We start from the raw sequence: 26,145 nt of genomic DNA on the forward strand, positions 1-26,145 counted from the left end.
CCCGCCTTCAAGGCGGGTTTTTTATTGGTAACGGGTCGAGGAGTTAACACCTCTTCAGGGGCCCGCAAGGAGGCGCAGCCGACGAAGCGGGACAGATATCCGCAAATCCTGCCCCCGCAACCAAATCAAAAAAAGCCCGCCCGGACATATCCGGCGGGCTTTTGACGTTTATGGGCCGCTGCGATGGTCAAGGCGGAACATGCCAAGTGCAGCTTTCCCGTGTTCGGTTGAGCAGGGGCAACTGGACAAGCGCGCAGAAATAGAAACTATCTCCGTCAGGGAGCGAGCCATTCAAGGTTCGGGCGGCGGGGAGTTCAACACAATGACGTATCAGGGGACCTTGAAGGTGGAGCAAAATCGCTCTGTCTATACCGTCTTCTTTCTATGTGCGGGTCTGGCGATAACAGGCAGCCTGCTTGCAGGCGATGATCATTCCGCCTGGCGGTGGTTGCACTACCTGACCAAGCCGACGGCAACGCTGTTGCTGCTGGTGGCCGTGCTGCGAAACATGCCGGCTTCGTCACGCAGCTACGGCCTTGCCGTTGCGATCGGCCTCGTCTCTGCCGCGGCGGGCGACACGTTTCTCATGCTGCCGGGAGACTATTTCCTCGCCGGATTGATCTGCTTCCTGCTGACCCACTGCGCCTACATCTTTGCGCTTACCCGGGACGCCAAGCTGAATGCCCATCCTCTCGTGTTCTGCGTTTTCGGTTTGCTTGCGTTGGCTGTCGTCGGTGGGCTGTGGACGTCGCTGCCGTCGGCAATGCGTATCCCCGTTATCATCTACGCGTTGGCGCTTGGCGTCATGGCTGCACAAGCGGTTTCCCGCGGGCTGCAATTGAAGGGGACGCCGCGGGAGGCAACCGGGCGATATGCGGCCTATGGCGGCCTGTTGTTCATGCTCAGCGACACGCTTCTTGCCTACGGCCGTTTCCGCTGGCAGATCCCCTATAACGCGTTGTGGGTGCTCGGGACCTATTATGCCGCCCAGTATCTGCTTGCCCGCTCGACCGAAGCCTATGTCAACAAACGATAATACCCCAGATCAACTGCGCGCCTCCTTCGATCGCCTCAAGAGCGCATGGCGCGCAGATCGCCCAACCCTGGAGCAGCGACGTGCGGACCTCGTCCGTCTCAGGGAACGCCTCAGCGCGCGCAAGCAGGAAATGTGCGAGGCGATCGATCAGGATTTCGGCCACCGCGCGCGCCACGAGACGCTGCTCGGCGAAGCCGGCGTCGTGCTCTCGGAAATCGACCACACTCTGGCAAAGCTCAGGCACTGGGCGCGCCCGGAACGGCGCAAGGCCGGTTGGAAGCTCTGGCCGGCGAAGGCCGAAATACGCTTCGTGCCGCTCGGCGTCGTCGGCATCATTTCGCCGTGGAACTATCCGGTCAACCTCGCGCTCGCGCCCCTGGCGGCGGCGATTGCCGCCGGCAACCACGTCTTCCTGAAGCCATCGGAACATACGCCTCGGACCGCGGAATTCCTCCGCTCGTTGCTTGCCGAGGTCTTTGCCGAAACGCGGGTGGCGGTGGCACTTGGTGGTGCCGAGCTCTCGGCCGCCTTCTCCTCCCTGCCCTTCGATCACCTGTTCTTCACCGGCTCCACCGCGGTCGGCCGCAAGGTCATGGCGGCAGCCGCTCAGAATCTGACGCCGGTGACGCTGGAACTCGGCGGCAAGTCGCCGGCGATCATCGGCGAAACGGCCGATCTCGGCCCGGCCGCAGCGCGCATCGTAACCGGCAAGCTTTTCAACGCCGGCCAGACCTGCATTGCGCCCGATTATGTCCTGGTTCCCGAAAGCAAGCGTGACGCTTTCATCACGCTTATGAAACAGGAGGTGGCGAACCGCTATCCGGTGAAAGGACGGCTCGACGACTACACGTCCATCATCAATGCGACGCAGCATGAACGCCTGAACCACCTGCTCGCCGATGCCGCGGCCCGGGGCTGTGCGGTGATCCCGCTTCTTGACGGATCGCTGGACGCCCGATCCCCGGATACCCGATCAAGAGACCGCCTGATGCCGCCGACGCTGGTCGTGGATCCGGACGGGCAAAGCGCTGTCATGGCCGAAGAGATTTTCGGGCCGATCCTGCCTGTCATCAGCTACGCCTCGATCGACCGGGCCATCGACTATGTGCTCGACCGCGACCGGCCATTGGCGCTCTATTGCTTTGGTCAGGACCAGAGCGAAATCGAGGCCATCCTCTCTCGCGTCGTCGCTGGCGGCGTCTGCATCAACGACACCCTCTACCAGTTCGGCTGCAACGACCTGCCTTTCGGCGGCGTCGGCGCCAGCGGCATGGGCCACTATCACGGCCGCGACGGCTTTCTGACCTTTTCCAAGGCGATGCCGGTGGTCAGGAAATACGATCCGGCGCCAAGCGATCTGGTGAAACCGCCCTATAGGGGGATCGCCGACTGGGTCATCCGCTTCCTCTCCAGATAGAGCTTATAAAACTGCATCCGCGCTGCAGATTTGCCTTGTAGCTCTAGTTGCTAGAGGTCGTAGCTTTGCTTCAAGATTGAAGGAGCAAGTTATGGCGAGCACTATTCGCGAGGCCCGGTATCGCGTCGAAGGCATGGATTGCGCATCCTGCGCGACCAAGATCGACACGGCCGTGCGCAGGCTATCGGGCGTCGAGGACGTCTCTGTTTCCGTTTCGGCGGGCACGATGTCGGTCAAGTTCACTGATGAAAACGATCTTTCGACCTCGATCGTCAGCAAGGTCGGCAAGCTCGGCTATCGCCTGCATCCGATCGCTGCTGGCCAGATCCACGAAAAAAAGGCGCCGGCGCATGTCTGCTCCGGGCACGACCACGGCGACCATGGCCATCATCACGATCATGGTCACGACCACGACCACGACCATAACCATGACCATGACCATGACCATGACCACCACGATCATCGCCACGAGGGCGGAGCGGGGTCGAAGAGCCAAGGCGAAGCAGCCGCGATCGGACTGCACGGCCATGACCATGGTCCGACGAGCGGACCCTGGTGGAAATCGGGCAAGGGCAAGCTGACGATCGCGAGCGCCCTTGCGCTGATCGCAGCCTATGCAGTCGGAAAGCTGGTGCCTGCCACCGAGCCTTGGATCTTCACGCTCGCCATGCTGGTCGGTCTGCTGCCGATCGCGCGTCGCGCGTTTGCCGCCGCCACCATGGGCACGCCGTTCTCGATCGAGATGCTGATGACGATCGCCGCCGTCGGCGCGGTTTTCATCGGCGCGACCGAGGAAGCGGCCATGGTGGTGTTGCTCTTCCTGATCGGCGAGCTTCTGGAGGGGGTCGCGGCCGGCAAGGCGCGCGCCAGCATCCAGTCGCTGACGGCGCTCGTGCCGAAAACGGCGTTCGTCGAGCGCGACGGTCGGCTGGACGAAGTTCCCGCCGAGACGCTCAGCGTCGGGGCCGTCATTCTCGTGCGCCCGGGTGACCGGATCCCGGCTGATGGCGTGGTGCTCTCGGGCGAGAGCGCCGTCGACGAGGCGCCGGTGACCGGCGAAAGCACGCCGGTGCGCAAGGATGTCGACGATACCGTCGTTGCCGGGACCGTCAACGGTTCGGGCGCGTTGCGTGTGCGGGTGACGGCGGCTGCGGCCGACAACACCATCGCCCGCATCGTCCGCATGGTGGAAGAGGCGCAGGAGAGCAAGGCGCCGACCGAGCGCTTCATCGACCGCTTCTCCCGCTATTACACACCCGGTGTCGTCGTGGTGGCGGCGCTGGTTGCCGTGTTGCCGCCGCTTCTTTGGGGCAGCGTCTGGGATGAATGGATCTACAAGGGCCTCGCCATTCTCCTGATCGGTTGCCCCTGCGCACTGGTGATCTCGACACCGGCGGCGATTGCAGCCAGCCTCTCGGCCGGAGCCCGTCGTGGCCTGCTGATGAAGGGCGGCGCCGTGCTTGAAAATGTCGGCAAGGTTACAGCCGCCGCCTTCGACAAGACCGGGACGCTGACCGAAGGCAAGCCGAAGGTGACCGACGTTGTCGGCTTCGGTCGGTCGGAGACCGAAATTCTGCGCCTGGCCGCAGCACTTGAGCAGGGCTCCAGCCATCCGCTCGCCCGTGCCATCCTGGAGCGGAGCGCGGCCGACGGCGTTGTCGTCCCCGGTATCGCGACCGTGAATGCGGTTGGCGGCAAGGGCCTCGAAGGCGCCGTCGAGGGCGTTGCCTTGTTCTTCGGTTCGCCAAAGGCCGCTGCCGAGCGGGCACCGATGACGCCAGAGGAAAAAGCACGGGTGACCGCGCTGAACGACGAGGGCAAGACGGTCTCGGTGCTGGTCGCCAATGGCAGGATCGCCGGCGCCATCGCCATGCGCGACGAACCGCGTGCCGATGCGGCCGCCGGCGTCAAGGCTTTGACGGATGCGGGCCTGCGCGTCGTCATGCTCACGGGCGACAACCGCCGCACGGCCGAAGCGATCGGCCGCCAGTTCGGCATGGAGGTTCGCGCCGAACTGTTGCCTGAGGACAAGCAGCGCATCGTTCGCGAGCTGAAGGCCGAAGGCTTCAACGTCGCCAAGATCGGCGACGGCATCAACGATGCGCCGGCGCTCGCCGCCGCCGATATCGGCATCGCCATGGGCGGCGGCACCGACGTGGCGCTCGAAACGGCCGATGCGGCGGTTTTGCATGGCCGGGTGGGCGATGTGGCGGCGATGATCCGGCTGTCACGCTCGACGATGCGCAACATCGTCCAGAACATCACCATCGCGCTCGGCCTGAAGGCCGTCTTCCTGGTCACCACGATCATCGGCGTGACCGGCCTTTGGCCCGCCATTCTGGCCGACACCGGCGCCACGGTGCTCGTCACCCTGAATGCGCTCCGGTTGCTTGCGCCTGTACGATCAGCCTGAACCGCAAAACCCGTCAAAATGCGGCCGGCGACACCCGTTGTCGCCGGTTTTTTGTTGGCCAAGTGCCTGTGTATATTCACGCTGGACTCTCATCAGCGATCCGGTGAGAGTATAAGGAGATCTCGGTTTGAGGGCTTCCGCCCGGAAAAATCGATGATAAACTTATACCAAATGGTAAAAAAATCGCCGGCACGGTTTCTGGGAAGAATGCCGAAGCGGGCCAGTTTGGGGATCGCAAGGCCAATATGGACAATATTGCCATCGAGCTGCGTGGGATCGACAAGAGTTTCGGTCCGGTCCACGCCAACAAGAACATTAATCTAAAGGTCCGAAAAGGGACGATTCACGGCATCATCGGCGAAAACGGTGCGGGAAAATCGACCCTGATGTCGATCCTCTATGGCTTCTACCAGGCCGATAGCGGTGAGATCCTCGTCGATGGCAAACCGGTCGCGATCCGTGATCCCAATGCTGCGATTGCCGCCGGTATCGGCATGGTTCACCAGCACTTCATGCTCGTCGAGAACTTCAGCGTTCTCGAAAACATCATGCTCGGCGCCGAGGACAGCCAGATCCTCAACAAGGGCATCGCCAAGGCCCGGGAAGAGCTGAAGCGGCTGGAACGCGAATATGCGCTGGAGGTGGATCCTGATGCCGTCATCGAGGAATTGCCCGTTGGCCTGCAGCAACGGGTCGAGATCCTGAAGGCGCTTTACCGCCGCGCCGACATCCTCATCCTCGACGAGCCGACCGGCGTGTTGACCCCGGCCGAGGCCGATCATCTTTTCCGCGTGCTCGAGCAGCTGAAGAGCCAGGGCAAGACCGTCATCCTCATCACCCACAAGCTGCGCGAGATCATGGCGATCACCGACGAGGTGTCGGTCATGCGCCGCGGCGAGATGGTGGCGACCCGCACGACGGCCGAAACCTCGGTCGAAGAACTCGCCGAGCTGATGGTCGGCCGGCGGGTGCTGCTGCGCGTGGAAAAGGGCGAAGCCAAGCCCGGCGCGACCAAGCTTTCGGTCAATGGGCTCACGGTCAAGGATGGTCGTGGCGTCACCATGGTCGACAATGTCTCGTTCGAGCTTCGGGCCGGCGAGATCGTCGGCATCGCCGGCGTCGCCGGCAACGGCCAGTCGGAGTTGCTCGAAGCGATTTCCGGCATTCGTCGCGCCGTCTCCGGTTCGGTCCAGCTCAACGGCAAGCCGATCGATGTCAGCGGCCGCGCCGACCCGCGCGACCTGCGCGACCGGGGTCTCGCGCACGTGCCGGAAGACCGCCACCACGTCGGCCTCGTCCTGAAGTTCGAGGAGTGCGAGAACGCCATCCTCGGCTACCACCACGACAAGCGCTACCTGAACGGGGTGTTCCTCAACATCGACGCGATCCGCAAGGACGCCGAACAGCGCATCGCCGAATACGACATCCGCCCGCCGAATCCGCGGCTGAAAACGGCCAATTTCTCCGGCGGCAACCAGCAGAAGATCGTGCTGGCGCGCGAGATGGAGCGCGGCCCGGATGTGCTGATCATCGGCCAGCCGACCCGTGGCGTCGATGTCGGCGCCATCGAATTCATCCACAAACGGATCATCGAAATGCGCGACCAGGGCATGGCTGTGCTCCTGGTTTCCGTCGAACTCGATGAAATCCGCGCTCTTTCGGACCGCATCCTGGTCATGTTCGCCGGCCGTGTCGTCGGCGAACGCGATCCGGACGCCACCGAAGGCGAACTCGGCCTGTTGATGGCCGGTGTCGAAGGCCGCAAGGAGGCCGCAGAATGAGCAATCCCTATGCTAAGCTCCCGGGCTGGGTCGAATATGGCCTCGTCCCGCTGGTCAATCTTGCCGTCGCCTTCCTCGTTGCCGGCCTCGTGGTGCTGCTCGTCGGCGAAAATCCGTTTGAAGCGGCATATCACCTGATCAACGGCGCCTTCGGCCGCGGCGAATACATCGGCTTCACGCTCTATTACGCCACCACATTCATCTTCACCGGCCTTGCGGTCGCGGTCGCCTTCCATGCCGGCCTGTTCAACATCGGCGGCGAAGGCCAGGCCTATGTCGGCGGCATCGGGGTGGCGCTTGCCTGCCTCTGGCTCGACCAGACGATGCCCTGGTTCGTGGTCTTCCCGCTGGCGATCCTCGGCGCCGCCTTCTTCGGCGCCGCCTGGGCCTTCCTGCCCGGCTGGCTTCAGGCCAAGCGCGGCAGCCATATCGTCATCACGACGATCATGTTCAATTTCATCGCCTCGAGCCTGATGGTCTATCTGCTGACGCGCGTGCTGAAGCCGCTCGGCTCGATGTCGCCGCAGACCCGGACCTTTGCCGAGGGCGGACAATTGCCGAAGCTCGACTGGCTGCTCGCCATCTTCGGGCTCGACATCGGCACGGCGCCGTTCAACGTCTCGTTCCTCCTGGCGCTGGTTGCCGCCTTCTGCGTCTGGCTCCTGATCTGGCGCACCAAGCTCGGCTACGAGATGCGCACCATGGGCCACAGCCCCTCGGCAGCCCGTTATGCCGGCATGAGCGAAAGCCGCCTGACCGTGATCACCATGATGATCTCAGGCGCCCTCGCCGGCATGATGGCGCTCAACCCGATCATGGGCGAACAGGGGCGCATGCAGCTCGATTTCGTGCAGGGCGCCGGCTTCGTCGGTATCGCCGTGGCGCTGATGGGTCGTTCGCATCCGGCCGGCATCATCCCGGCGGCCGTGCTCTTCGGCATGCTCTATCAGGGCGGCGCCGAAATCTCCTTCGAAATGCCGTCCATCTCCCGCGACATGATCGTCATCATCCAGGGCCTCGTCATTCTCTTTGCCGGCGCGCTTGAAAACATGTTTCGTCCGGCGATCGCGCGGCTGTTTGCCGGCTCGGACCGGCGCGCGGCCGTCGTCGCACAGACCAAGGGAGCTTGAGCCATGGATTTCTTCCACGTCATCGTGGTGCTCCTTGAGTCCACCATCCGCGTTTCCGTCCCGCTGATCTTTGCAGCGCTTGCCGGTCTCTTCACCGAGCGCGCCGGCATCTTCGACATCGGTCTCGAGGGCAAGATGCTCGGCGCGGCCTTTGCCGCAGGTGCTGTCGCCGCCGTCACCCAGTCCGTCTGGATGGGACTTTTGGCCGCGATCCTGATCTCGGTCGCGCTGTCGCTGGTTCATGGTTACGCCTCGATCACCCAGCGCGGCAACCAGATCGTCTCAGGCGTTGCCATCAACTTCATCGTCGCCGGCTCCACCGTCATTCTCGGCGAAGCCTGGTTCCGCCAGGGCGGCCGCACGCCGGCGCTTGCCGAAGGGGCCCGCTTTCAGACGATTACCTTCCCCTATGCCGACAGCATCCGCGAGATCCCGATCCTCGGCCCGATCTATTCGGATCTGCTGTCCGGGCATTTCCTTCTGACGTACTTTGCCTTCGCCATGGTGCCGATCAGCTGGTGGATCCTCTACCGGACCCGCTTCGGCCTGAGGCTGCGCGCGGTCGGCGAAAACCCGGGCGCCGTCGACACTGCCGGCATTTCGGTGATCTGGATGCGCTATCGCGCCGTCATCTGCTGCGGCATCCTGTGCGGTTTTGCCGGCGCCTACCTGTCGCTGGCCATGACCGCAGGCTTCGTCAAGGGCATGACCGCCGGCAAGGGCTACATCGCGCTTGCCGCGCTGATCTTCGCCAAGTGGCGGCCGTTCAACATCATGCTTGCGTGCCTGCTCTTCGGCTTCCTCGATGCGCTGGCGATCCGCCTGCAGGGCAATCCGCTGCCGCTGATCGGCCAGGTGCCGGTGCAGCTGATGCAGGCGCTGCCCTATATCCTCACCGTCATCCTGCTCGCGGGCTTCATCGGCAAGGCCATTCCGCCGAAGGCCGGCGGTGTCCCCTATGTCAAGGAGCGCTAGAACCATGGAAAAGGAACTGTTCGAGGCGGCGCGCGAAGCGATGGCCAAGGCCCACGCGCCCTATTCGAAATTCCCGGTCGGCGCGGCGATCCGTGCCGAGGATGGCAAGATCTATACCGGCGCCAACATCGAGAACCTGTCGTTCCCCGAGGGCTGGTGCGCCGAAACCACCGCCATCAGCCACATGGTGATGGCGGGTCAGCGCAAGATCAAGGAAGTCGCCGTCATCGCGGAGAAGCTGGCACTTTGCCCGCCTTGCGGCGGGTGCCGGCAGCGCCTGGCCGAGTTCTCCGGCGCTAGCACGCGCATATTCCTTTGTGACGAGACCGGTGTGAAGAAGACCCTGGCGCTATCGGATCTCCTGCCCCACAGCTTCGAGACAGAGATCCTCGGATGACCGCGGCTGCCGACATGCTGAAGGCCCGGCTTCAGGGCCTTTCCCCGCGTTACGGCATCGTGCTCGGCTCCGGCCTCGGCACCCTGGTCGAAGCCCTCGACGAGACCTTGCGGCTTTCCTATGCCGAGATACCGGGATTTCCGGTCTCCAGCGTTTCGGGCCACGCCGGCGAACTGGTCGCCGGAACGCTCGGCGGCGTGCCGGTCGTCATGCTTTCCGGCCGTGTTCATTATTACGAACAGGGCGACGCCAATGCGATGCGTGTGCCGCTGGAAACCCTGAAGCAACTCGGCGTCGAATGCTTGGTGTTGACCAACTCTGCCGGCTCCTTGCGCGAGGATCTACCACCGGGATCGGTGATGCGGATCTCCGATCACATCAACTACTCCGGTTTCAACCCGCTGATTGGCGTCGACAGCGATGACCGTTTCGTCGGCATGACCAACGCCTATGATGCGGAGCTTGCCGGCAAGATGCAGGAAAGTGCGGCCCGTCTCGGCGTCCCGCTTCCGGATGGTGTTTACATGTGGTTTTCCGGCCCGAGCTTCGAGACGCCGGCAGAAATCCGCATGGCGCGTGTTCTTGGCGCCGACGCCGTCGGCATGTCGACTGTTCCGGAAGTCATCCTTGCACGCTTCTTCGGAATGCGGGTGGTTGCCGCTTCGGTGATCACCAACTTCGGCGCCGGCATGACGGGAGGCGAACTCAGCCACCACGAGACCAAGGACATGGCGCCGATCGGCGGCAGGCGGCTTGCGGCGATCCTGAAAGAGATGATCTCGGCAGACAAGGTTCGCGGCGCGTGACCAGGCTTCCCCAGGAAACGATCCGGCGCAAGCGCAACGGCGAGCGGCTCGATCCCGCCGAGATCGCCGACTTCGTTCGCGGTCTCTCCGATGGTTTGATCTCGGAGGGCCAAGTCGCTGCCTTTGCCATGGCCGTGTGGTTCTCCGGAATGGACCGCGACGAAACCGTGGCGCTGACGCTCGCGATGCGCGATAGCGGCGAGACGCTGGACTGGCGTTCGATCGGCCGGCCGATTGCCGACAAGCATTCGACCGGCGGTGTCGGCGACAACGTCTCTTTGATGCTGGCGCCGATCGTTGCGGCCTGCGGCCTCGCCGTGCCGATGATATCAGGCCGGGGCCTCGGCCATACCGGCGGCACGCTCGACAAGCTGGAATCGATACCCGGCTACAATATCCAGCCAACTTCGGAGGTTTTCCGCCGGACGGTGGACGAGATCGGCTGCGCGATCATCGGCCAGACGGCCAATCTCGCGCCGGCCGACAAACGCCTCTATGCGATCCGCGACGTGACGGCCACGGTCGATTCCGTGCCGCTGATCACCGCCTCGATCCTGTCGAAGAAGCTCGCCGCAGGCCTGCAGTCGCTGGTGCTCGACGTCAAGCTCGGCAATGGTTCGTTCATGAGCGATCAGAAGGAGGCGGAGATCCTGGCGCGCGCGCTCGTCGACGTCGCCAACGGCGCCGGCGTTCGCACGACAGCACTTTTGACCGACATGAACGAGCCGCTGGCTGATGCGGCCGGAAATGCGCTTGAGATCGACAACTGCCTCGCATTTCTGCGCGGCGAGAAGCATGGAACGCGGCTTGAAACGGTCGTTCTGGCCTTTGCGGCGGAAATGCTGATGGCTGGCGGCGTCGCCGCTGATGCGGATGAGGGCGAGGCACTGGCGCGCCAAGTGCTCGGCAGCGGCGCAGCGCTCGAACATTTCGGCAGGATGGTGCACGCGCTTGGTGGCCCGGCCGATTTCGTCGAGCGCTCCACGGCCTATCTCGGACGCGCACCGGTCATCCTCCCGGTCGAGGCGCAGCGGTCAGGGTATCTTGTCGCCTGCAAGACCCGCGAACTGGGCGTCGCCGTGATCGCGCTCGGCGGCGGCCGTTCGCATCCGGACGACAGGATCGATCATCGCGTCGGTTTTGACGCGCTGAAGCCGCTTGGGACGCCGATGGAAAAGGGCGAACTCCTCGCCTTCGTCCACGCCGCAGACCGCGATACGGCCGAGGCCGCGCGCCGGCGTCTCCTCGAACTCTATACGATCGACGACGTCGAACCGCCCATGCGGCCGCCGGTCCTGGCAAAGATTACCTGACGAGGTGCAGGGCGCCGTCTTCGACCCGGAAGGACGATAGGCGGTTGAGGAAGGTCATGCCAATCAGCGTGCCGGAGAGCGCCTTGTCGGGTAGCACCAGCGCCTGCACGTCCCTGACCGATATGCCGCCGATCTCGATCCGGTTGAGCGTGGCCGGCGCGGCCTCGACCTCGCCATTGGCGGTGTTGACACGTGCGGTGAAGGACAGCGCGCTCGGCGCTATGCCAATCCGGCGCGCGGTCGAAATGTTGATCGCGATCGTGCTGGCACCTGTATCGACCAGCCCACGTTCGGTGCGACCGTTGATGCGGAAGGTTCCGAAGAAGTGGCCTCTGCCATCCGCGTCGAGCACGACGCTTCGTCCCGTTGTGTAACTTGCCGTCGCGACCGGCCGAGTCGCTTCTGGTGCCGGTGCGCTGCCGTCCGCCTGGTTCAGAACGCGGGTCGCAAGGTGAGGGACCACCATCGCCGCAAGAACGGCCACACCAACCAACGAGATAAGACGGACAAGCACGGACATCACCTTTCGATGGCAGCGGATGCTGGCGCCAGTAGAGCAGCCGAAACCTAAGGCGGCATGAAAAAGCCGCCGGGTGGCGGCGGCTTGTTCGTCGACCTGTGATCCTGGTTAAGGATCAGAAAATCACTTGGTGCCGTACATGCGGTCGCCCGCGTCGCCAAGGCCGGGCATGATGTAGCCGAGTTCGTTCAGGTGACTGTCGATCGATGCGGTGAAGATCGGCACATCAGGATGCGCGCTCTGGAAGTTGCGGATGCCCTCGGGTGCTGCGAGCAGGCAGAGGAAACGCATGTTCTTGGCGCCGCGCTCCTTCAGCTTGTCGATGGCCGCGATCGACGAGTTGCCGGTGGCGAGCATCGGGTCGACGACGATGATCAGGCGCTCCGACAGGCTTTCCGGTGCCTTGAAGTAGTACTCCACCGCTTCGAGCGTCTCGTGGTCACGGTAGACACCGATGTGCGAGACGCGCGCCGACGGCACCAGTTCGAGCATGCCTTCCAGGAGGCCGTTCCCGGCGCGCAGGATCGAGGCGAAGACCAGCTTCTTGCCCTCGAGGATCGGCGATTCGATTTCCTGCAGTGGCGTTTCGATGCGCTCCATCGTCAGCTCGAGATCGCGCGTCACCTCGTAGCAGAGCAGCGTCGAAATTTCACGGAGAAGCCTACGGAAACCCGCTGTCGAGGTCTCCTTCTTGCGCATGATGGTCAGCTTGTGCTGGACAAGCGGATGATCGATCACTGTAACGCCGTTCATGGCTCACCTTTCCGGATTTTTGTATCCGTCCTTTTTCCATGGAATGCGCTGCCGCCGCAAGGGCGTTGGCCGGTCGGACAAGGTCATCCCCAGCCGACCAATCCAAATCGTGCTTGTGGCCTCAGATCCGGGCGAGCAGGCGCTGCCGCGTCGCCTCGTCGACAAAGGCAGCCTCGATCGCGGTCCTGGTCATGCCGTTGATCTCCTCGTCGGTAAAGCCCATGACTTCAGAGGCGATGTCGTATTCCTGCGCCAGCGACGTATGGAAGAACGGCGGATCGTCGGAGTTGAGCGTGACGCGTACGCCGGCTTCGTGAAGCGCGCGAAGCGGATGCGAGGCAAAATCCGGGAAGACCTGCAACGAAATGTTGGAGCCGGGGCAGACTTCGAGCACCACGCCCTCGTCAGCAAGGCGCTGCACGAGTTCCTTGTCTTCGATCGCCCGTACCCCGTGGCTGATGCGTGAAGGCCGCACGTGGTCGAGTGCATCGCGTACGCTGAAGGCGCCCGACAATTCACCTGCGTGGATCGTGAGCCCCAGGCCCGCGTCGCGCACGATGTCGAACGCACGAGCGAAGTCGGCGACCTTGTGCATGCGCTCTTCACCGGCAAGGTTGAAGCCGGTGACGAGCTTATGCTCGCGTTTGGCTGCGAATTCGGCGGTTCTGACCACGGATTCCGGGCCGAGGTGGCGAATGCCTGTAATCAGCATGCGCGATTCGATCCCGGTCTTCTGTCGCGCGGCTTCCATCCCGGCCGCAAGTCCTTCTAGATAGGCATGTGCGCCGAGACCGATCGTGTTGCCATGGTCGGGCGAAACGATGATCTCGCTATAGATTGTTCCAACTTCGGCGAGCTCGGTCAGGTAGGCTTCGGCGAGCAGCGCATAGTCTTCCTCGGTGCGAAACAGCGACGCGATGGCGTCATAACACTTCACGAAGCTGGTGAAGTCCTCCCAGACATAGGCCTTGTCGCGAATGATCGCGCGGGTGTCGATGCCGTATTTCTCGGCCTGAGCAAGGGCGAGCTCGGGCGGCGTCGCGCCCTCGATGTGGCAATGCAGCTCCGCCTTCTTCAGATTTGCGGTCAAATGAGGCTTCTCCCATGGTGGCCCGGCGCGATGCCGAGGTGCTTGGCGACGGTTTCGCCGATATTGGCAAAGGTGCTGGCGACGCCGACCGAGCGGCTGCGCAGCGACGGGCCGAACATCAGCACCGGCACTCGCTCGCGGGTGTGGTCGGTGCCGCGCCAGGTCGGATCGCATCCGTGGTCGGCCGTCAGGATGACGATGTCGGTCGGTTGCAGGCGGCGGTCGAGGTCCGGCAGGCGCGCGTCGAAGGCTTCGAGCGCCGCGGCATAGCCGGCAACGTCGCGACGATGGCCGTAGAGCATGTCGAAATCGACGAAATTGGTGAAGATGAGACTGCCGTCCTCGGCTTCGTCGATGGCCGCCAGGCTCGCATCGAACAGTGCCATGTTGCCGTCGGCCTTGGTCAGCTTCGTCACGCCCTGATGGGCAAAGATATCGCCGATCTTGCCGATCGCGTGGACCGTACGTCCTGCGTCGGCCAGCCGGTCGAGCAGGGTCGGTTCGGGCGGCAGCACCGAATAGTCGCGACGATTGCCGGTTCGGGTGAAGGTCTGGGGGCTGGCGCCGATGAAGGGGCGGGCGATGACCCGGCCGATGTTGTAGTCGTCGAGCAGGCGGCGCACGATCTGGCAAAGGCCAAGCAGCCGCTCGAGCCCGAAGGTCTGTTCGTGCGCGGCGATCTGGAAGACCGAGTCCGATGATGTGTAGCAGATCGGCTTGCCGCTTCGCATGTGCTCTTCGCCGTGGCGCACGATGATGTCGGTGCCGGAGGCATGGCAATTGCCGAGGATGCCGGGGATTTCCGCCTCGCGGCAGATCGCCTCGACGAGTTCGGGTGGAAAGGCGTCGCCTTCGGTCGTGAAGTAGCCCCAGTCGAACATGACAGGGGTTCCGGCGATCTCCCAGTGACCGGATGGCGTGTCCTTGCCGCGCGAGACCTCGCTTGCTGTGCCATAGACGCCATAGACCCGGTTGGGCACCGGCATCCCCGGTGGGACGGTGCCGGTCGCGAGCTTGGCGGCATGGATCAGGCCGAGCGCCGACATGTTCGGCAGGCTGAGCGGGCCTTCGCGCAGGCCCGGCCGGTCGGCCGCGCCGGCGGCGCAGAACTCGGCAATATGGCTGAGCGTGTTGGCGCCGATGTCGCCGAAGGCTTCGGCGTCCGGCGCTCCGCCGATGCCGAAGGAATCGAGAACGAATAGAAATGCGCGCGCCATGGTGCACCTGATTGCGAGCACGCGAAAGCGTCACGGCTCGGAGCTTCGGAAACAGCGCAAGGACGCCCTTGGCGGCCCCGCACAGTCCCGAAGGGATAGCGCCGTCAGATGTTCAATGCAATTGCGCCAGGACGATTGCGGCCGGGCTTCGGCCGGTCAGCAATCGCTGCAGGCAATCGGTTTGGAGAGACGCGCGTTGAAATATGCCGTTTTGGAAAGGTTGATCGTCTTTGCCGTCGAATCGAGGTTCGGCGCATAGAGCAGCAACTGATGTGGGACGGTGAGCTCGGAGCGGATGACGAAGGAGGTTGCGGTCGAGAATTGACCCGGGAGCTTGACCTTTGAGTTGACGGGGTAGGGGGTGCCGCCGGCCTGGTCGCGTGACCACAGCACGGTTCCCTCGTTGGCGCCGGTGACCGTGATGCCCGTGAGCCTCAGCGTGTAGTTTGCGTTTTCAAACGGCGCCAGAATGCTCTTTGCAACGTTCGAGACATTTTTCAGGAAGGCCTTGTTGACGTCGGGGTGCTGCGCGACGATGTCGGCGACGGCGCTCGCGGCGCGCGTGGTCTTGCCGGCGACGGTAAAGCCGACCGAGAGTTCGAAGGCGCCAAGATAGATCATGATCAAGAGCGGCGCGACGATCGCGAACTCGACGGCTCCGACGCCCCGTCTGTCATGCCTGAGTGCATTGAGGCGTCCGCAAAGAGACTTGAGGCGAAGGATCTGTTGCATGGCGATCTGCTTCACGGGGAGGCCTCACTCGCTCTCGTTTCGGAAGGTGGCGGTCGCCACCATGAGGTAGTCGCTCGGCATGCTGGCGCCGGCGGTCCGCAGATTGGTGATATACGGCCTGACAAGGTCGGTGATGACGCTCCAGCGATAATAGGCGCGCAGGACGTTGTAGCTGCCCGGCCCGCCGGGCGCGAACTTGAAGTCGCCGACATCGATATCGTTCGAGCCTGCCTTGCGCGGGATGGCGACGGGAAACTTGCTGAGGTCTGCGACCGGCCGCACGTCCAGATAAAAGAGCGAGGGCTGGGCGGCTTCGGTCGCCGAGCACCGCAGCAGGACGGAGATTTCATCGCAGAAGGCCTGGCGAAACTTCGCCTGGTCCATGTACGTGGCCTTCTTCTGGTCGAAGGTGATCTGGCCGGTGCGGATCTTGCGTGCCATCGTCTCTGTCGCGTTGGCCAGCAGCTGGTCGCCATAAAAGGCGGCGAAGGTCTCGAGAGAGGCGAACACCACGAGGAAGAAGGGCACGGCGAGGATGGCGAATTCGATGCTCGACGTACCTTCGCGGTTGCGAGCGAAGCGGCTGAGAATGCCTTTTTTCCGGATTTTCGCTGCGCCCGGGCGCTCGACTGCCTGCTCGATGCTCATTGTGCCGTCCCATCATGTTACGCCAGACGGGCGGCAGATTATGAAGCAACCATTGACATTTCGTTCCCGAGGGTCGGGTGCATTTTAACGAAATTCGCGGTTTGAACCCATAAAATCTAGTTGGTGCTACCTGTGGTTTTGCGATCCGCGTGACGCTCGCAATTGGGAGTGCAGGACAGCACCGTGCGGGACGTCTGCTTGTAGATGCGCACTGTGTTGCCTTCGTCGATTGAGACCAGGATCCGCTCGTCGACCATGGCGTTGCCGTCCTGGTCCAGGATGACAAGATTGGTCGTGCCGAAGTTGCGGCCGGTGATGACGATGGTCCGGGCATCCGCGACCGTCGCGTCCGCCACGTCGGCGTTTCCGATGATCACCTTGCTGACGGGGCGGTCGAGCTTGAGCACGCGCGCGTGGTCCATATAGACACGCATCATCTCGTCTTCGGCGCCAACGGCCGCCGTCGCGGAAGTCAGGGCGATGGCGAAAGCGAGAAAGGCGGCTCGGCCGCGGGCGGAAGGCAGGGTCATGACGGGTTCCTGGGTGGCGCTCGAACCATATTTGCCCGTCTTGGTGAATGAACCGTTAAGGGTGTCGTTTTGGGATCGGTTGGGGGCGACGCGTTTTCTGTTCGTTTACCCAAAAATCAGCGATGGTCCGTTAACCTTCAGGTAACCGCCTTCCTTAAGTCGATGGCAATGCGCCAGGACTAGTTTGAGGTCATCCGATCAACGGCAACAGTTGGCGGAAGTGCTGACCAACAAACGCGAAGTAGGAGAATCATCATGAAGAAGATTTTTGCCCGTCTTATGAAGGACGAGTCCGGCGCGACCGCCATCGAATACGGTCTGATCGCCGCGCTTATCTCCGTTGCCCTCATCGCCGGCGCAACGACCCTCGGCGACCAGCTGACCATCCTGTTCGACGGTCTCGGCGAAAAGATGACGACTGCTGCCGACAAGCTTTAATCGACCTGCCGCCGCGAACGGAGGAGGTTATTATGAAGTCGATTATTAACCGCCTGCTGAAGGACGAGTCCGGTGCGACTGCCATCGAATACGGCCTGATTGCAGCTCTGATCTCGGTTGCACTGATTGCAGGCGCAGGTGTTCTCGGCGATGCGCTGGACGACACCTTCAGCGGCGTCGGCACCAAGGTGCAGACAAGCACAGCCGGGAAAGTCTGACGATCCGGCATTCGTTCTGGATCGACGATGGAGCCGCCTCAAGGGCGGCTCCATTTGTATCTATGGAACCTGCGATCCTGTTTGCAGGTCACATGCCCCAGATTTCGGGAGACCGGGAACATGACTGAAGCCGCCATCTTCGTGATCTTTCCCTTTTGCCTCGGCTTTGCAGCGTTCAGCGACCTACTGACGATGACGATCCCCAATCGGGCTTCCATCATCCTTCTGGCGTCGTTCCTCGTGGTGGCGCCGCTCGTCGGGCTCGGCTTCAGCGAGATCGGCCTTCATCTGGCAGCGGCCGTGGCGGTCTTTGCCGTGTGCTTCTGCCTGTTTGCGACCAATGTGATGGGGGGCGGTGACGCCAAGCTCTTGACCGCCTGTGCGATCTGGTTCGGGCTCACGCCATCTCTGGCGGCCTTCCTTCTCTACGTCTCGATTTTCGGCGGTGCGCTGACGGTCGGCATCCTGCTCTTGCGCAGGCAGGAGAATGCCATCCTTGCAAGCGGCATTCCGTTTCCGCAGCTGTTGCTGACCGCGAGGAAGATCCCCTATGGCGTCGCGATCGCGCTCGGCGGTTTTGCAGCCTATCCCTCTTCGCCGCTGGTGGAAGCGGCCTTTGCCCGCCTCTCCTGAGCGGGAAGCAAGCGCCGTGAAGTCATCCTTCGTTAACTTCACTCATAAGTAATCCGTTAACCATAATTACACCAATTCCTGATCAATCTGACCCTGGCATTTCTTCGGGGCTCGGAAAATCATGAAACCGGTTCGCATCATCATACTGGCAGTGGCCGTTCTTTCGGCTGCGATGGCTGGTCTTTTGGCGATGAAGCTGACGCGCGCCCCTGCGCCGATGTCGGCTGAACCGGTTGTCGAGCGCGCGCCCACCGTCAATGTTCTGGTCGCGAGCAAGAGCCTGCCGGTCGGATCGCGCCTCGGCGGCGATTCGATCCACTGGATGGCCTGGCCGAAGGACGGCGTGGTCGACGGACTGATCACCGAGGAAAACCAGCCTCAGGCAATCGACGATCTGAGCGGGGCGGTCGTCCGCCTGCCGATCTTCAACGGCGAACCGGTGCGTCACGAAAAGGTCGCTGACAGCTCCAACCGCATCATGTCGTCGCTGCTGCCGGCAGGAAAACGTGCCGTCGCGACGGAAATCACCGTCGCCACCGGCGCTGGTGGCTTCATTCTTCCCAATGACCGGGTGGACGTCATCATGGTCCGCAAGGGCGATGGTGACCTCTATCTGACCGAAACCGTGCTCAGCAACGTCCGGGTCCTGGCGATCGACCAGCAGGTCGAGGAAAAGGAAGACGGCACGAGAGCGGTCGTCGGAACGACGGCAACGCTGGAGCTGACGCCGGACCAGTCGAAGGTGATGACGGTGGCGCAACAGATGGCCGAACGCATTTCGCTGGCGCTCAGAAGCGTCGCCGATGCACAGGAGCCGGATACCGACGCGGCCGAGCATCTTCTGAGCGGTGACGGCCAGCCGAGCATTCAGATCATCAAGTCCGGTTCCATCGTCAAGAACGATGGCTCCGTTGGCCAAACGCAGCAATAACCAGGTGAGAACGGGGCTTAAGGTGAAACGGAGCGGAAACAAATTTCGGGCGTCTGTCGCAGCCGGCCTATCATTCTGCCTGGCGCTTACCGGCATGTATCTGCCGGCGCCGACGGTCGCGCTCGCGGCCGCTTCCTCGGTTGTGCGGATCGTCGAAAGCGGACCGGGCGTGAAGAAGAAGGTCAGCATCGGCCTGAACAAGGCCGTGGTCGTTGATCTGCCTGCGGATGCCCACGACATCCTGGTGGCGGACCCGTCGCTCGCCGACGCCGTGACCCGCACGTCCAGGCGCATCTATCTCTTCGGCAAGTCCGTCGGGCAGACCAACATCTTTGTCTTCGGGCCGAACGGCGAGGAGATCGTCAGCCTCGACATCGAGGTGGAGCGCGACATCGCCAATCTCCAGTCGAACCTGCGCCGCTTCATCCCGGACGCCGATATCAAAGTCGAGATCATCTCCGACAACATCGTCCTGACCGGCACGGTCAGAACGCCACTCGATTCGACGCGCGCCGTGGACCTCGCGGAAGCCTTCCTCAAAGGCGGCGAGGCGACCACCCGCAACATCACCGCCCAGGGCAACAACGGTGACGCCGACATCTTCGCCGAAGATCGCCAGGTCTCTCAGATCGTCAATCTTCTGACGATCGACGGTGACGATCAGGTCAACCTCAAGGTCACGGTGGCCGAAGTCAGCCGCCAGGTGCTGAAGCAGCTCGGTTTCAACGGCCGCATCAGCGACGGCGAAAGCGGCATTGGTTTCCGCAATCCGACAAACCTCGGCGATGCGGTCGGCGTCGCTGCCAACGCTGTGATCAACAAGACGATCGGCGGCACGACGATTTCCAGCTACATCAACGCGATGGAGCAGGCCGGCGTGATGCGCACACTGGCCGAGCCGAGCCTGACGGCGATTTCCGGTCAGGAAGCGAAGTTCTACGTCGGCGGGGAGTTCCGTCTGCCGGGCACCCAGGAAGTCACCACCGAAAACGGTGAAACCAAGGTGACGCGCGAAGTCAACGACGTCGAATATGGCATACGATTGAACTTCAAGCCGGTCGTGCTCGGACCGGGACGCATCAGTCTGCAGATCGAGACGAACGTCTCCGAACCGACCTATGAGGGGTCCGTCGTCACCGGCAACGGCATGAACACGGTTCCCGGAAATACCTTCCTTGGCATCCGCAAGCGTGAGGCCTCGACCAGCGTCGAACTGCCGTCCGGCGGCTCGATCGTGATCGCCGGCCTCGTGCAGGACAACATTCGCCAGGCCATGTCCGGCCTGCCCGGGGCCTCGAAGATCCCGGTGCTTGGAACCCTGTTCCGCAGCAAGGATTTCGTGCGCAACGAGAGCGAGCTGGTGATCATCGCCACCCCCTATCTCGTCCGCCCCGTCCCCAGAAGCGCGATCTCCAGGCCCGATGATAATTTCAATCCGGCCAATGACCTCGACAGCTATTTCCTTGGCCGCGTCAACCGTATCTACGGCCGGCCGGAGGCAGCCGCTCCGGCAGGCCAGTACCACGGCAATGTCGGCTTCATTTACAAATGAGGTCGGCCTTGACGCTTCGAACCGAACGCAACGCGCATTCTGAAAGGCCGAATGCCATGTCCGCGAGCCCATACAGCGTATCCATAAGGTTTGCGAGCCGCGCGGCCGTTCTGGCCTTTGCGGGCATCCTGCTCGCCAGCTGCGGCACGCGGGACAATCTGGCGACCGGGTCGATCCCGGACGATTACCGCACCCGGCACCCGATCGTTCTTGCCGAAAGCGAACGCACGATCGACATCCCGATCGCTTCGGGCGATCGCCGCCTGACGCAGGGCACGCGTGACGTCATCGCCGGGTTTGCCGCGGACTATCGCAATGCGTCGAGCGGCGTCGTACAGATCATGATGCCGCGCGGTGCCGCCAACAGCCATTCAGCCCAGGCCATGCGCCGGGATATCAGAAGCGCGCTTGTTGCGGGCGGCGTGCCTGCCAAGCGCCTGCTCGAGACCAGCTACGATGCCGGCCCCTACGGCGACGCAGCGCCCATCCGCCTGAGCTACGTGGCGATCACCGCGCAGACGGGGCCATGCGGCACCTGGCCCGAGGACATGGCCCTCAACACCATGCAGAACAAGAACTACTACAATTTCGGCTGCGCCTCGCAATCGAACCTGGCCGCCCAGATCGCCAATCCGACGGACCTCCTGGGTCCGCGCCAGATGTCGCCGATCGATGCCGAGCAGCGTGGCCAGGTGATCAAGGACTGGCGCGGAACCGAGAAGAGCGACGGCCCAGTCGTCATCTTCAACTGATACTGGCGGGATGAAGACATGAGCACGATCGACTACAAGATCGAAACGAGCAGCGAGGCGGACGACGCCGCCCTCGACACGCGCGCAAGCGATCTGGAGCAGGTTCGCCCCCTGCCGCGCATTTCGATACACGCCTTCTGCGAGAGCAACACGATGCTGCGGCTGATGGAGCGCTGCAGTCAGGATCGGCGCATGGCGAAGGTCAGCCTGCGCATCAACAGCGGCAGCATCGATGCGGCCGCCAACATGTTTTCGACCGTATCCACGCCCAATCTCATCATCCTCGAGACATCGACCGAGCCGCGCGCGCTTTTGTCGGAACTGGCGCCGCTCGCCGAAGTGTGCGACCCAAGCACCAAGGTCATCCTCGTCGGCAAGCACAACGACATCGGCCTCTATCGCGAGCTCATCCGCAACGGCATTTCCGAATACATGGTCGCGCCGGTATCGATGCCCGATATCCTGACGGCCGTTTCGGCGATCTTCGTCGATCCGGACGCCGAGCCTCTCGGGCGCAGCATCGCCTTCGTCGGCGCAAAGGGTGGCTGCGGTTCGTCGGTGATCGCACACAATTGCGCCTGGGGCATTTCCAGCCTGTTTTCGACCGAAACCATCCTGGCGGATCTCGATCTGCCCTATGGCACCGCCAACATCGATTTCGACCAGGACCCGCCGCAAGGTATCGCAGAAGCGGTCTTTGCGCCCGAGCGGCTGGACGAGGTCTTCCTTGATCGCCTTTTGACCAAGTGCTCCGAGCATCTGTCGCTGCTCGCGGCTCCGTCCATGCTCGATCGCGCTTACGACTTCGAGACCGGAGCCTTCCATCCGATCCTCGAAATCCTCCAGCGCAGCGCCCCCGTTTCGGTTCTCGACATTCCGCATCTCTGGACGGACTGGACGCGCGCGGTGCTCGGAGAGGCTGACGAAGTGGTGATCACGGCGGTTCCCGATCTTGCCAGCCTGCGCAACACCAAGAACCTGCTCGACGCGATGAAGAAGCTGCGCCCCAACGACAAGCCGCCGCATCTGGTGTTGAACCAGGTCGGCATGCCGAAGCGCCCGGAGATCGCCGCCAACGAATTCTGCGATTCGCTCGAGATCGAAGCGGCTGCGATCATCCCCTTCGACGCCGCCCTTTTCGGCAACGCCTCGAACAGCGGCCGCATGATTGCCGAGATCGACAAGAAGGCGCCGGTGGCCGAAACCTTCTCGCAACTCGCCCATCTTCTGACCGGCCGCGTGACGATGAAGAAGGCGCGGCGCGGCGGGCTTGGCAAGATGCTGGCAGCGCTGGGCCGGAAGTAAGGACACAGGATCACGCACATGTTTGGCAAACGCGGAAACGAAGGCATCGGCAAAGGCGGCACCCCGGGTTCCGCCCCTCCGCCGCCTGTGGCTGCCGCGCAGCCGCTGACGATCGAACGGGCCGTCCCCGTCCTTGCGGAAGCGCCGTCCGCAAGCCCGCGTCCGCAGTCCGCCGCCGCACCCCAGGCCAGGCGCCGGCAGGCGCGCACGGAAGATTACTACGATACGAAATCGCAGGTCTTTTCCGCGCTGATCGACACGATTGATCTTTCGCAGCTCGCCAAGCTCGACACCGAGAGCGCGCGCGAGGAAATCCGCGACATCGTCAACGACATCATCACCATCAAGAACTTCGCGATGTCGATTTCCGAGCAGGAAGAACTGCTCGACGACATCTGCAACGACGTGCTCGGCTACGGACCGCTCGAACCGCTTCTTGCCCGCGATGACATTGCCGACATCATGGTCAACGGCGCCGGCCAGACCTTCATCGAAGTCGCCGGCAAGGTGCAGGAATCCGAGATCCGGTTCCGCGACAATGCACAGCTCCTGTCGATCTGCCAGCGCATCGTCGGCCAGGTCGGCCGCCGCGTCGACGAATCGAGCCCGATCTGCGACGCGCGCCTGCCGGACGGCTCGCGCGTCAACGTCATCGCCCCGCCGCTCGCCATCGACGGCACGGCACTGACCATCCGCAAGTTCAAGAAGGACAAGCTGACGCTGGAGCAGCTCGTGCGCTTCGGTTCGGTTACGACCGAAGGCTCCGTCCTTCTGCAGATCATCGGTCGCGTCCGCTGCAACATCGTCATTTCCGGCGGTACCGGTTCGGGCAAGACGACATTGCTCAATTGCCTGACGCGCTACATCGATGCCGACGAGCGGGTCATCACCTGCGAGGACACGGCCGAACTGCAATTGCAGCAGCCGCATGTCGTGCGCCTGGAAACACGCCCGCCGAACATCGAAGGCGAGGGCGAGATCACCATGCGCGATCTCATCAAGAACTGCCTGCGCATGCGGCCCGAACGCATCATCGTCGGCGAAGTGCGTGGCCCGGAAGTCTTCGACCTCCTGCAGGCCATGAACACCGGCCATGACGGGTCGATGGGCACCATTCACGCCAACACGCCGCGTGAATGCCTGAGCCGCATGGAATCGATGATCGCGCTCGGCGGCTATACGCTGCCGGCCAAGACCGTGCGCGAGATCATCGCCGGATCGGTCGACGTCATCATCCAGGCCTCGCGCCTGCGTGACGGCTCTCGCCGCATCACCCACATCACGGAAGTGGTGGGAATGGAGGGCGATGTGATCATCACCCAGGACCTCATGCGATACGAGATCGACGGCGAGGACGCCAACGGGCGCATCATCGGACGTCACGTTTCGACGGGCATCGGCCGGCCGCATTTCTGGGACCGCGCCCGCTATTTCAACGAGGACAAGCGCCTGGCCGCGACGCTCGACGCCATGGACAAGAGCTAGGAGCCGCGATGTTCGGGATAGACATCACGATTCTCGCCCTGGCCGTCCTGGTCGCCGTTTCCGCGGCAGCGCTTGCCTATGGCCTGTTGTTCTCGCGCATCGAAAGCGAAAAGAAGGCGGAAGGCCGGGTGCGCAAGATCAGCGCGGCCGAAACGGATCGCGCCAAGATCAAGGCTGCGCGCGACCGCGTGAGCGAACTGTCGAAACGGCGCAAGTCGGTTCAGGATTCGCTGAAAGAACTTGAAAAGAAGCAGCTTGAGCGCTCGGCGAAAGCCACCCCCTCGATGAAGATGCGCCTGACTCAGGCGAACCTGCCGATCACCGTCGGGCGCTTTTACGTGTTCAGCGGAATTTTTGGCGGCTTTGCCTTTCTCGTCGCCCTGATCCTGGGCTTTGGGGCGCTGATCAGCGCCGGCGTCGGCGTGATTCTCGGCCTCGGCCTGCCGCGCTGGCTGGTCGGTTTTCTGATCAAGCGGCGCTGCAAGAAGTTTCTGAACGAGTTCCCGAACGCGCTCGAGGTGATGATTCGCTCGATCAAGTCCGGTCTGCCGCTCAACGATGCGCTCCGCCTCATCGCCTCCGACGGCCAGGAGCCGGTCAAGACCGAGTTTCGCCGCGTGGTCGAATCCCAGCAGGTCGGGCTGAGTGTCACCGAGGCCTGCGCCCGCATGGTCAACAGCGTCCCGACGCCCGAGGTCAATTTCTTCGCGATCGTGATCGCGATCCAGGCTCAGGCGGGCGGCAACCTGTCGGAAGCGCTCAGCAACCTGTCGCGGGTCTTGCGCGAACGCAAGAAGATGAAGGCGAAAGTCGGCGCCATGTCGATGGAGGCCAAGGCATCGGCCTGCATCATCGGCGCGCTGCCGTTCATCGTTTCCTTCCTGGTCTACACAACGTCGCCGGCCTACATGATGGTGCTCTTTACCGATCCGCGCGGCCATCTGATCATCGGCGCCGGCCTCGCCTGGATGAGCATCGGCATTTGGGTGATGCGCAACATGATCAACTTCGACATCTGAGGGGCAGGGATGGACACGGGCCTGATCAAGACACTGACCGATCCGAACGTCGTCTTTGCCGTTCTGGTTTCGCTTGCCGTGCTTGCGACGTTCTACTCGCTCGTCGTGCCGTTCTTCGAGCGCGGCGATCTCGGCAAGCGGATGAAGTCGGTTGCAAGCGAGCGCGAGCAGATCCGCGCGCGCGAGCGGGCGCGACTCGCCTCCGAACTGCAGAACGGCCGGGCGAGCCTGCGTGGCCAGAACAATGCCTCCATCCGCCAGGTCGTCGACCGCCTCAACCTGCGCACGGCGCTTGTGGACGACAAGACGGTCAACCGGCTGAAGATGGCCGGCTATCGTTCGCAAAACGCGCTCAACACCTTCCTGTTCGCCCGTTTCTGCCTGCCGTTTCTGTTTCTGCTGGTTGCCATCGTCTACATCTTCGTTCTCGGCAATTTCGCCGAGAAGCCGATGATGGTGCGCCTCTTCTTCGCGATCGGCTTCGCCTATCTGGGTTTCTATGCGCCGAACATCGTCGTCGCCAACGCCGTCTCCAAGCGCCAGACGTCGATCCGCCGCGCCTGGCCGGACGCGCTGGACCTTCTCCTGATCTGCGTCGAATCGGGTCTGTCGATGGAACTGGGCATGCGGCGCGTCGCCGACGAGATCGCCGCCCAGTCGCAGCCATTGGCCGAGGAGCTGGTGCTGACGACGGCCGAACTTTCCTTTCTGCCAGAACGTCGGGTGGCGCTCGAGAATTTCGGCCAACGCACCGGCCTTGAAGAGGTCAAGTCGGTCATTCAGGCCCTGATCCAGGCGGACCGCTATGGCACGCCGATCGGCCAGGCCCTGCGCGTCCTTGCGCAGGAAAGCCGGGACCAGCGCATGAACGCGGCCGAGAAGAAGGCCGCAGCCTTGCCGCCGAAGCTGACGGTGCCGATGATCCTGTTCTTCCTGCCGGTGCTGGTTGCGGTCATCCTCGGCCCGGCCGGCATCCAGGTCGCCGACAGGTTCTAAACCGCTACTGTGACTTGATATCCCGCGTGGCCCGTGCGTCGGCCTGGCGGCGGGCCGC

Annotated in this window: 26 protein-coding genes; 19 read left to right on the forward strand and 7 right to left on the reverse strand. The window is 63.0% G+C overall.

Going from position 1 to position 26,145, the window contains the following annotated elements:
* Positions 1-322 precede the first annotated feature (322 nt).
* The 9 genes from VGO12_RS13925 to deoA all read left to right on the forward strand — a co-directional run bounded on the left by VGO12_RS13925 (position 323) and on the right by deoA (position 11,268).
* Positions 323-1,036, forward strand: coding sequence for a lysoplasmalogenase (locus VGO12_RS13925; RefSeq protein ID WP_327513342.1), 714 nt, complete (start codon positions 323-325; stop codon positions 1,034-1,036).
* Positions 1,020-2,453: a coniferyl aldehyde dehydrogenase gene (locus VGO12_RS13930; RefSeq protein WP_327513343.1), complete on the forward strand. Its 1,434-nt coding sequence runs from the start codon at positions 1,020-1,022 to the stop codon at positions 2,451-2,453. Before VGO12_RS13925 ends, VGO12_RS13930 begins: the two co-directional genes overlap by 17 nt.
* Before the next feature lie 91 nt (positions 2,454-2,544).
* Positions 2,545-4,866 carry a heavy metal translocating P-type ATPase gene (locus tag VGO12_RS13935; protein ID WP_327513344.1) on the forward strand — a complete coding sequence of 774 codons (2,322 nt, stop codon included), beginning with the start codon at positions 2,545-2,547 and terminating at the stop codon, positions 4,864-4,866.
* Positions 4,867-5,111: 245 nt separating this feature from the next.
* Positions 5,112-6,647 carry an ABC transporter ATP-binding protein gene (locus VGO12_RS13940; protein ID WP_327513345.1) on the forward strand — a complete coding sequence of 512 codons (1,536 nt, stop codon included), beginning with the start codon at positions 5,112-5,114 and terminating at the stop codon, positions 6,645-6,647.
* Entirely contained in the window at positions 6,644-7,777 is a 1,134-nt protein-coding gene (locus tag VGO12_RS13945; protein ID WP_327513346.1) for an ABC transporter permease, read from the forward strand. Before VGO12_RS13940 ends, VGO12_RS13945 begins: the two co-directional genes overlap by 4 nt.
* 3 nt (positions 7,778-7,780) lie before the next feature.
* Positions 7,781-8,752 carry an ABC transporter permease gene (locus tag VGO12_RS13950; RefSeq protein WP_327513347.1) on the forward strand — a complete coding sequence of 324 codons (972 nt, stop codon included), beginning with the start codon at positions 7,781-7,783 and terminating at the stop codon, positions 8,750-8,752.
* Between the two features lie 4 nt (positions 8,753-8,756).
* The gene (locus VGO12_RS13955; RefSeq protein WP_327513348.1) at positions 8,757-9,149 is read left to right on the forward strand and encodes a cytidine deaminase; all 393 of its coding nucleotides are present in this window, start codon (positions 8,757-8,759) and stop codon (positions 9,147-9,149) included.
* Positions 9,146-9,955, forward strand: coding sequence for a purine-nucleoside phosphorylase (locus tag VGO12_RS13960; protein WP_327513349.1), 810 nt, complete (start codon positions 9,146-9,148; stop codon positions 9,953-9,955). Before VGO12_RS13955 ends, VGO12_RS13960 begins: the two co-directional genes overlap by 4 nt.
* On the forward strand, positions 9,952-11,268 hold the full coding sequence (gene deoA / locus VGO12_RS13965) for a thymidine phosphorylase (protein ID WP_327513350.1): 1,317 nt from the start codon (positions 9,952-9,954) through the stop codon (positions 11,266-11,268). Before VGO12_RS13960 ends, deoA begins: the two co-directional genes overlap by 4 nt.
* On the opposite strand, the gene VGO12_RS13970 is transcribed toward deoA, so the two are convergent.
* From VGO12_RS13970 to VGO12_RS14000, 7 genes are all read right to left on the reverse strand, one after another.
* Entirely contained in the window at positions 11,261-11,782 is a 522-nt protein-coding gene (locus tag VGO12_RS13970) for a TIGR02281 family clan AA aspartic protease (RefSeq protein WP_327513351.1), read from the reverse strand. The genes deoA and VGO12_RS13970 overlap by 8 nt on opposite strands.
* Before the next feature lie 129 nt (positions 11,783-11,911).
* Positions 11,912-12,541, reverse strand: a complete 630-nt coding sequence (gene upp, locus VGO12_RS13975) for a uracil phosphoribosyltransferase (protein ID WP_327513352.1) — start codon at positions 12,539-12,541, stop codon at positions 11,912-11,914.
* Between the two features lie 121 nt (positions 12,542-12,662).
* Positions 12,663-13,631: an adenosine deaminase gene (locus VGO12_RS13980; protein WP_327513353.1), complete on the reverse strand. Its 969-nt coding sequence runs from the start codon at positions 13,629-13,631 to the stop codon at positions 12,663-12,665.
* On the reverse strand, positions 13,628-14,848 hold the full coding sequence (locus VGO12_RS13985; RefSeq protein WP_327513354.1) for a phosphopentomutase: 1,221 nt from the start codon (positions 14,846-14,848) through the stop codon (positions 13,628-13,630). Before VGO12_RS13985 ends, VGO12_RS13980 begins: the two co-directional genes overlap by 4 nt.
* Positions 14,849-15,004: 156 nt before the next feature.
* Entirely contained in the window at positions 15,005-15,580 is a 576-nt protein-coding gene (locus VGO12_RS13990; protein ID WP_327513355.1) for a TadE/TadG family type IV pilus assembly protein, read from the reverse strand.
* 24 nt (positions 15,581-15,604) lie between these two features.
* A complete protein-coding gene (locus VGO12_RS13995; protein ID WP_327513356.1) occupies positions 15,605-16,228 on the reverse strand; it encodes a TadE/TadG family type IV pilus assembly protein in 624 nt (207 codons plus the stop codon).
* A 116-nt stretch (positions 16,229-16,344) separates the two neighbouring features.
* Complete coding sequence (locus VGO12_RS14000; RefSeq protein ID WP_327513357.1) at positions 16,345-16,758, reverse strand: pilus assembly protein N-terminal domain-containing protein; 414 nt, start codon at positions 16,756-16,758, stop codon at positions 16,345-16,347.
* A 255-nt stretch (positions 16,759-17,013) separates the two neighbouring features.
* Between VGO12_RS14000 and VGO12_RS14005 the strand changes: the two genes are divergently transcribed.
* The 10 genes from VGO12_RS14005 (at position 17,014) to VGO12_RS14050 (ending at position 26,087) form a co-directional block, all read left to right on the forward strand.
* The gene (locus VGO12_RS14005; protein ID WP_327513358.1) at positions 17,014-17,196 is read left to right on the forward strand and encodes a Flp family type IVb pilin; all 183 of its coding nucleotides are present in this window, start codon (positions 17,014-17,016) and stop codon (positions 17,194-17,196) included.
* A gap of 32 nt (positions 17,197-17,228) precedes the next feature.
* The gene (locus tag VGO12_RS14010; RefSeq protein WP_327513359.1) at positions 17,229-17,414 is read left to right on the forward strand and encodes a Flp family type IVb pilin; all 186 of its coding nucleotides are present in this window, start codon (positions 17,229-17,231) and stop codon (positions 17,412-17,414) included.
* A gap of 120 nt (positions 17,415-17,534) precedes the next feature.
* A complete protein-coding gene (locus VGO12_RS14015; protein ID WP_327513360.1) occupies positions 17,535-18,047 on the forward strand; it encodes a prepilin peptidase in 513 nt (170 codons plus the stop codon).
* A 121-nt stretch (positions 18,048-18,168) separates the two neighbouring features.
* Positions 18,169-18,978, forward strand: coding sequence for a Flp pilus assembly protein CpaB (gene cpaB, locus VGO12_RS14020; protein WP_327513361.1), 810 nt, complete (start codon positions 18,169-18,171; stop codon positions 18,976-18,978).
* A gap of 94 nt (positions 18,979-19,072) precedes the next feature.
* Positions 19,073-20,530, forward strand: coding sequence for a type II and III secretion system protein family protein (locus VGO12_RS14025; RefSeq protein ID WP_327513362.1), 1,458 nt, complete (start codon positions 19,073-19,075; stop codon positions 20,528-20,530).
* Between the two features lie 56 nt (positions 20,531-20,586).
* Positions 20,587-21,282, forward strand: a complete 696-nt coding sequence (locus VGO12_RS14030) for a CpaD family pilus assembly protein (RefSeq protein WP_327513363.1) — start codon at positions 20,587-20,589, stop codon at positions 21,280-21,282.
* A gap of 18 nt (positions 21,283-21,300) precedes the next feature.
* Positions 21,301-22,587 carry a CpaE family protein gene (locus VGO12_RS14035; protein WP_327513364.1) on the forward strand — a complete coding sequence of 429 codons (1,287 nt, stop codon included), beginning with the start codon at positions 21,301-21,303 and terminating at the stop codon, positions 22,585-22,587.
* A gap of 18 nt (positions 22,588-22,605) precedes the next feature.
* Positions 22,606-24,072: a CpaF family protein gene (locus VGO12_RS14040; protein WP_327513365.1), complete on the forward strand. Its 1,467-nt coding sequence runs from the start codon at positions 22,606-22,608 to the stop codon at positions 24,070-24,072.
* Positions 24,073-24,080: 8 nt separating this feature from the next.
* A complete protein-coding gene (locus VGO12_RS14045; RefSeq protein WP_327513366.1) occupies positions 24,081-25,091 on the forward strand; it encodes a type II secretion system F family protein in 1,011 nt (336 codons plus the stop codon).
* Positions 25,092-25,100: 9 nt separating this feature from the next.
* On the forward strand, positions 25,101-26,087 hold the full coding sequence (locus VGO12_RS14050) for a type II secretion system F family protein (protein WP_327513367.1): 987 nt from the start codon (positions 25,101-25,103) through the stop codon (positions 26,085-26,087).
* The last annotated feature ends 58 nt before the right edge of the window (positions 26,088-26,145 follow it).

The organism is Ensifer sp. (genome assembly GCF_035999135.1).
GTDB lineage: Bacteria > Pseudomonadota > Alphaproteobacteria > Rhizobiales > Rhizobiaceae > Ensifer.

What these genes read in the sequence shown, in the direction of transcription:
- VGO12_RS13985 (WP_327513354.1), bottom strand. Translation starts at nt 14,848, where the DNA reads ATGGCGCGCGCATTTCTATTCGTTCTCGATTCCTTCGGCATCGGCGGA.
- VGO12_RS14035 (WP_327513364.1), top strand. Translation starts at nt 21,301, where the DNA reads ATGAGCACGATCGACTACAAGATCGAAACGAGCAGCGAGGCGGACGAC.
- VGO12_RS13960 (WP_327513349.1), top strand. Translation starts at nt 9,146, where the DNA reads ATGACCGCGGCTGCCGACATGCTGAAGGCCCGGCTTCAGGGCCTTTCC.
- VGO12_RS13995 (WP_327513356.1), bottom strand. Translation starts at nt 16,228, where the DNA reads ATGAGCATCGAGCAGGCAGTCGAGCGCCCGGGCGCAGCGAAAATCCGG.
- VGO12_RS13950 (WP_327513347.1), top strand. Translation starts at nt 7,781, where the DNA reads ATGGATTTCTTCCACGTCATCGTGGTGCTCCTTGAGTCCACCATCCGC.
- VGO12_RS14010 (WP_327513359.1), top strand. Translation starts at nt 17,229, where the DNA reads ATGAAGTCGATTATTAACCGCCTGCTGAAGGACGAGTCCGGTGCGACT.
- VGO12_RS14045 (WP_327513366.1), top strand. Translation starts at nt 24,081, where the DNA reads ATGTTCGGGATAGACATCACGATTCTCGCCCTGGCCGTCCTGGTCGCC.
- VGO12_RS13990 (WP_327513355.1), bottom strand. Translation starts at nt 15,580, where the DNA reads ATGCAACAGATCCTTCGCCTCAAGTCTCTTTGCGGACGCCTCAATGCA.
- VGO12_RS14015 (WP_327513360.1), top strand. Translation starts at nt 17,535, where the DNA reads ATGACTGAAGCCGCCATCTTCGTGATCTTTCCCTTTTGCCTCGGCTTT.
- VGO12_RS14050 (WP_327513367.1), top strand. Translation starts at nt 25,101, where the DNA reads ATGGACACGGGCCTGATCAAGACACTGACCGATCCGAACGTCGTCTTT.
- VGO12_RS13930 (WP_327513343.1), top strand. Translation starts at nt 1,020, where the DNA reads ATGTCAACAAACGATAATACCCCAGATCAACTGCGCGCCTCCTTCGAT.
- VGO12_RS14040 (WP_327513365.1), top strand. Translation starts at nt 22,606, where the DNA reads ATGTTTGGCAAACGCGGAAACGAAGGCATCGGCAAAGGCGGCACCCCG.
- VGO12_RS13940 (WP_327513345.1), top strand. Translation starts at nt 5,112, where the DNA reads ATGGACAATATTGCCATCGAGCTGCGTGGGATCGACAAGAGTTTCGGT.
- VGO12_RS13935 (WP_327513344.1), top strand. Translation starts at nt 2,545, where the DNA reads ATGGCGAGCACTATTCGCGAGGCCCGGTATCGCGTCGAAGGCATGGAT.
- VGO12_RS14005 (WP_327513358.1), top strand. Translation starts at nt 17,014, where the DNA reads ATGAAGAAGATTTTTGCCCGTCTTATGAAGGACGAGTCCGGCGCGACC.
- cpaB (WP_327513361.1), top strand. Translation starts at nt 18,169, where the DNA reads ATGAAACCGGTTCGCATCATCATACTGGCAGTGGCCGTTCTTTCGGCT.
- VGO12_RS14030 (WP_327513363.1), top strand. Translation starts at nt 20,587, where the DNA reads ATGTCCGCGAGCCCATACAGCGTATCCATAAGGTTTGCGAGCCGCGCG.
- VGO12_RS14025 (WP_327513362.1), top strand. Translation starts at nt 19,073, where the DNA reads ATGTATCTGCCGGCGCCGACGGTCGCGCTCGCGGCCGCTTCCTCGGTT.
- upp (WP_327513352.1), bottom strand. Translation starts at nt 12,541, where the DNA reads ATGAACGGCGTTACAGTGATCGATCATCCGCTTGTCCAGCACAAGCTG.
- VGO12_RS13945 (WP_327513346.1), top strand. Translation starts at nt 6,644, where the DNA reads ATGAGCAATCCCTATGCTAAGCTCCCGGGCTGGGTCGAATATGGCCTC.
- VGO12_RS13925 (WP_327513342.1), top strand. Translation starts at nt 323, where the DNA reads ATGACGTATCAGGGGACCTTGAAGGTGGAGCAAAATCGCTCTGTCTAT.
- VGO12_RS14000 (WP_327513357.1), bottom strand. Translation starts at nt 16,758, where the DNA reads ATGACCCTGCCTTCCGCCCGCGGCCGAGCCGCCTTTCTCGCTTTCGCC.
- VGO12_RS13955 (WP_327513348.1), top strand. Translation starts at nt 8,757, where the DNA reads ATGGAAAAGGAACTGTTCGAGGCGGCGCGCGAAGCGATGGCCAAGGCC.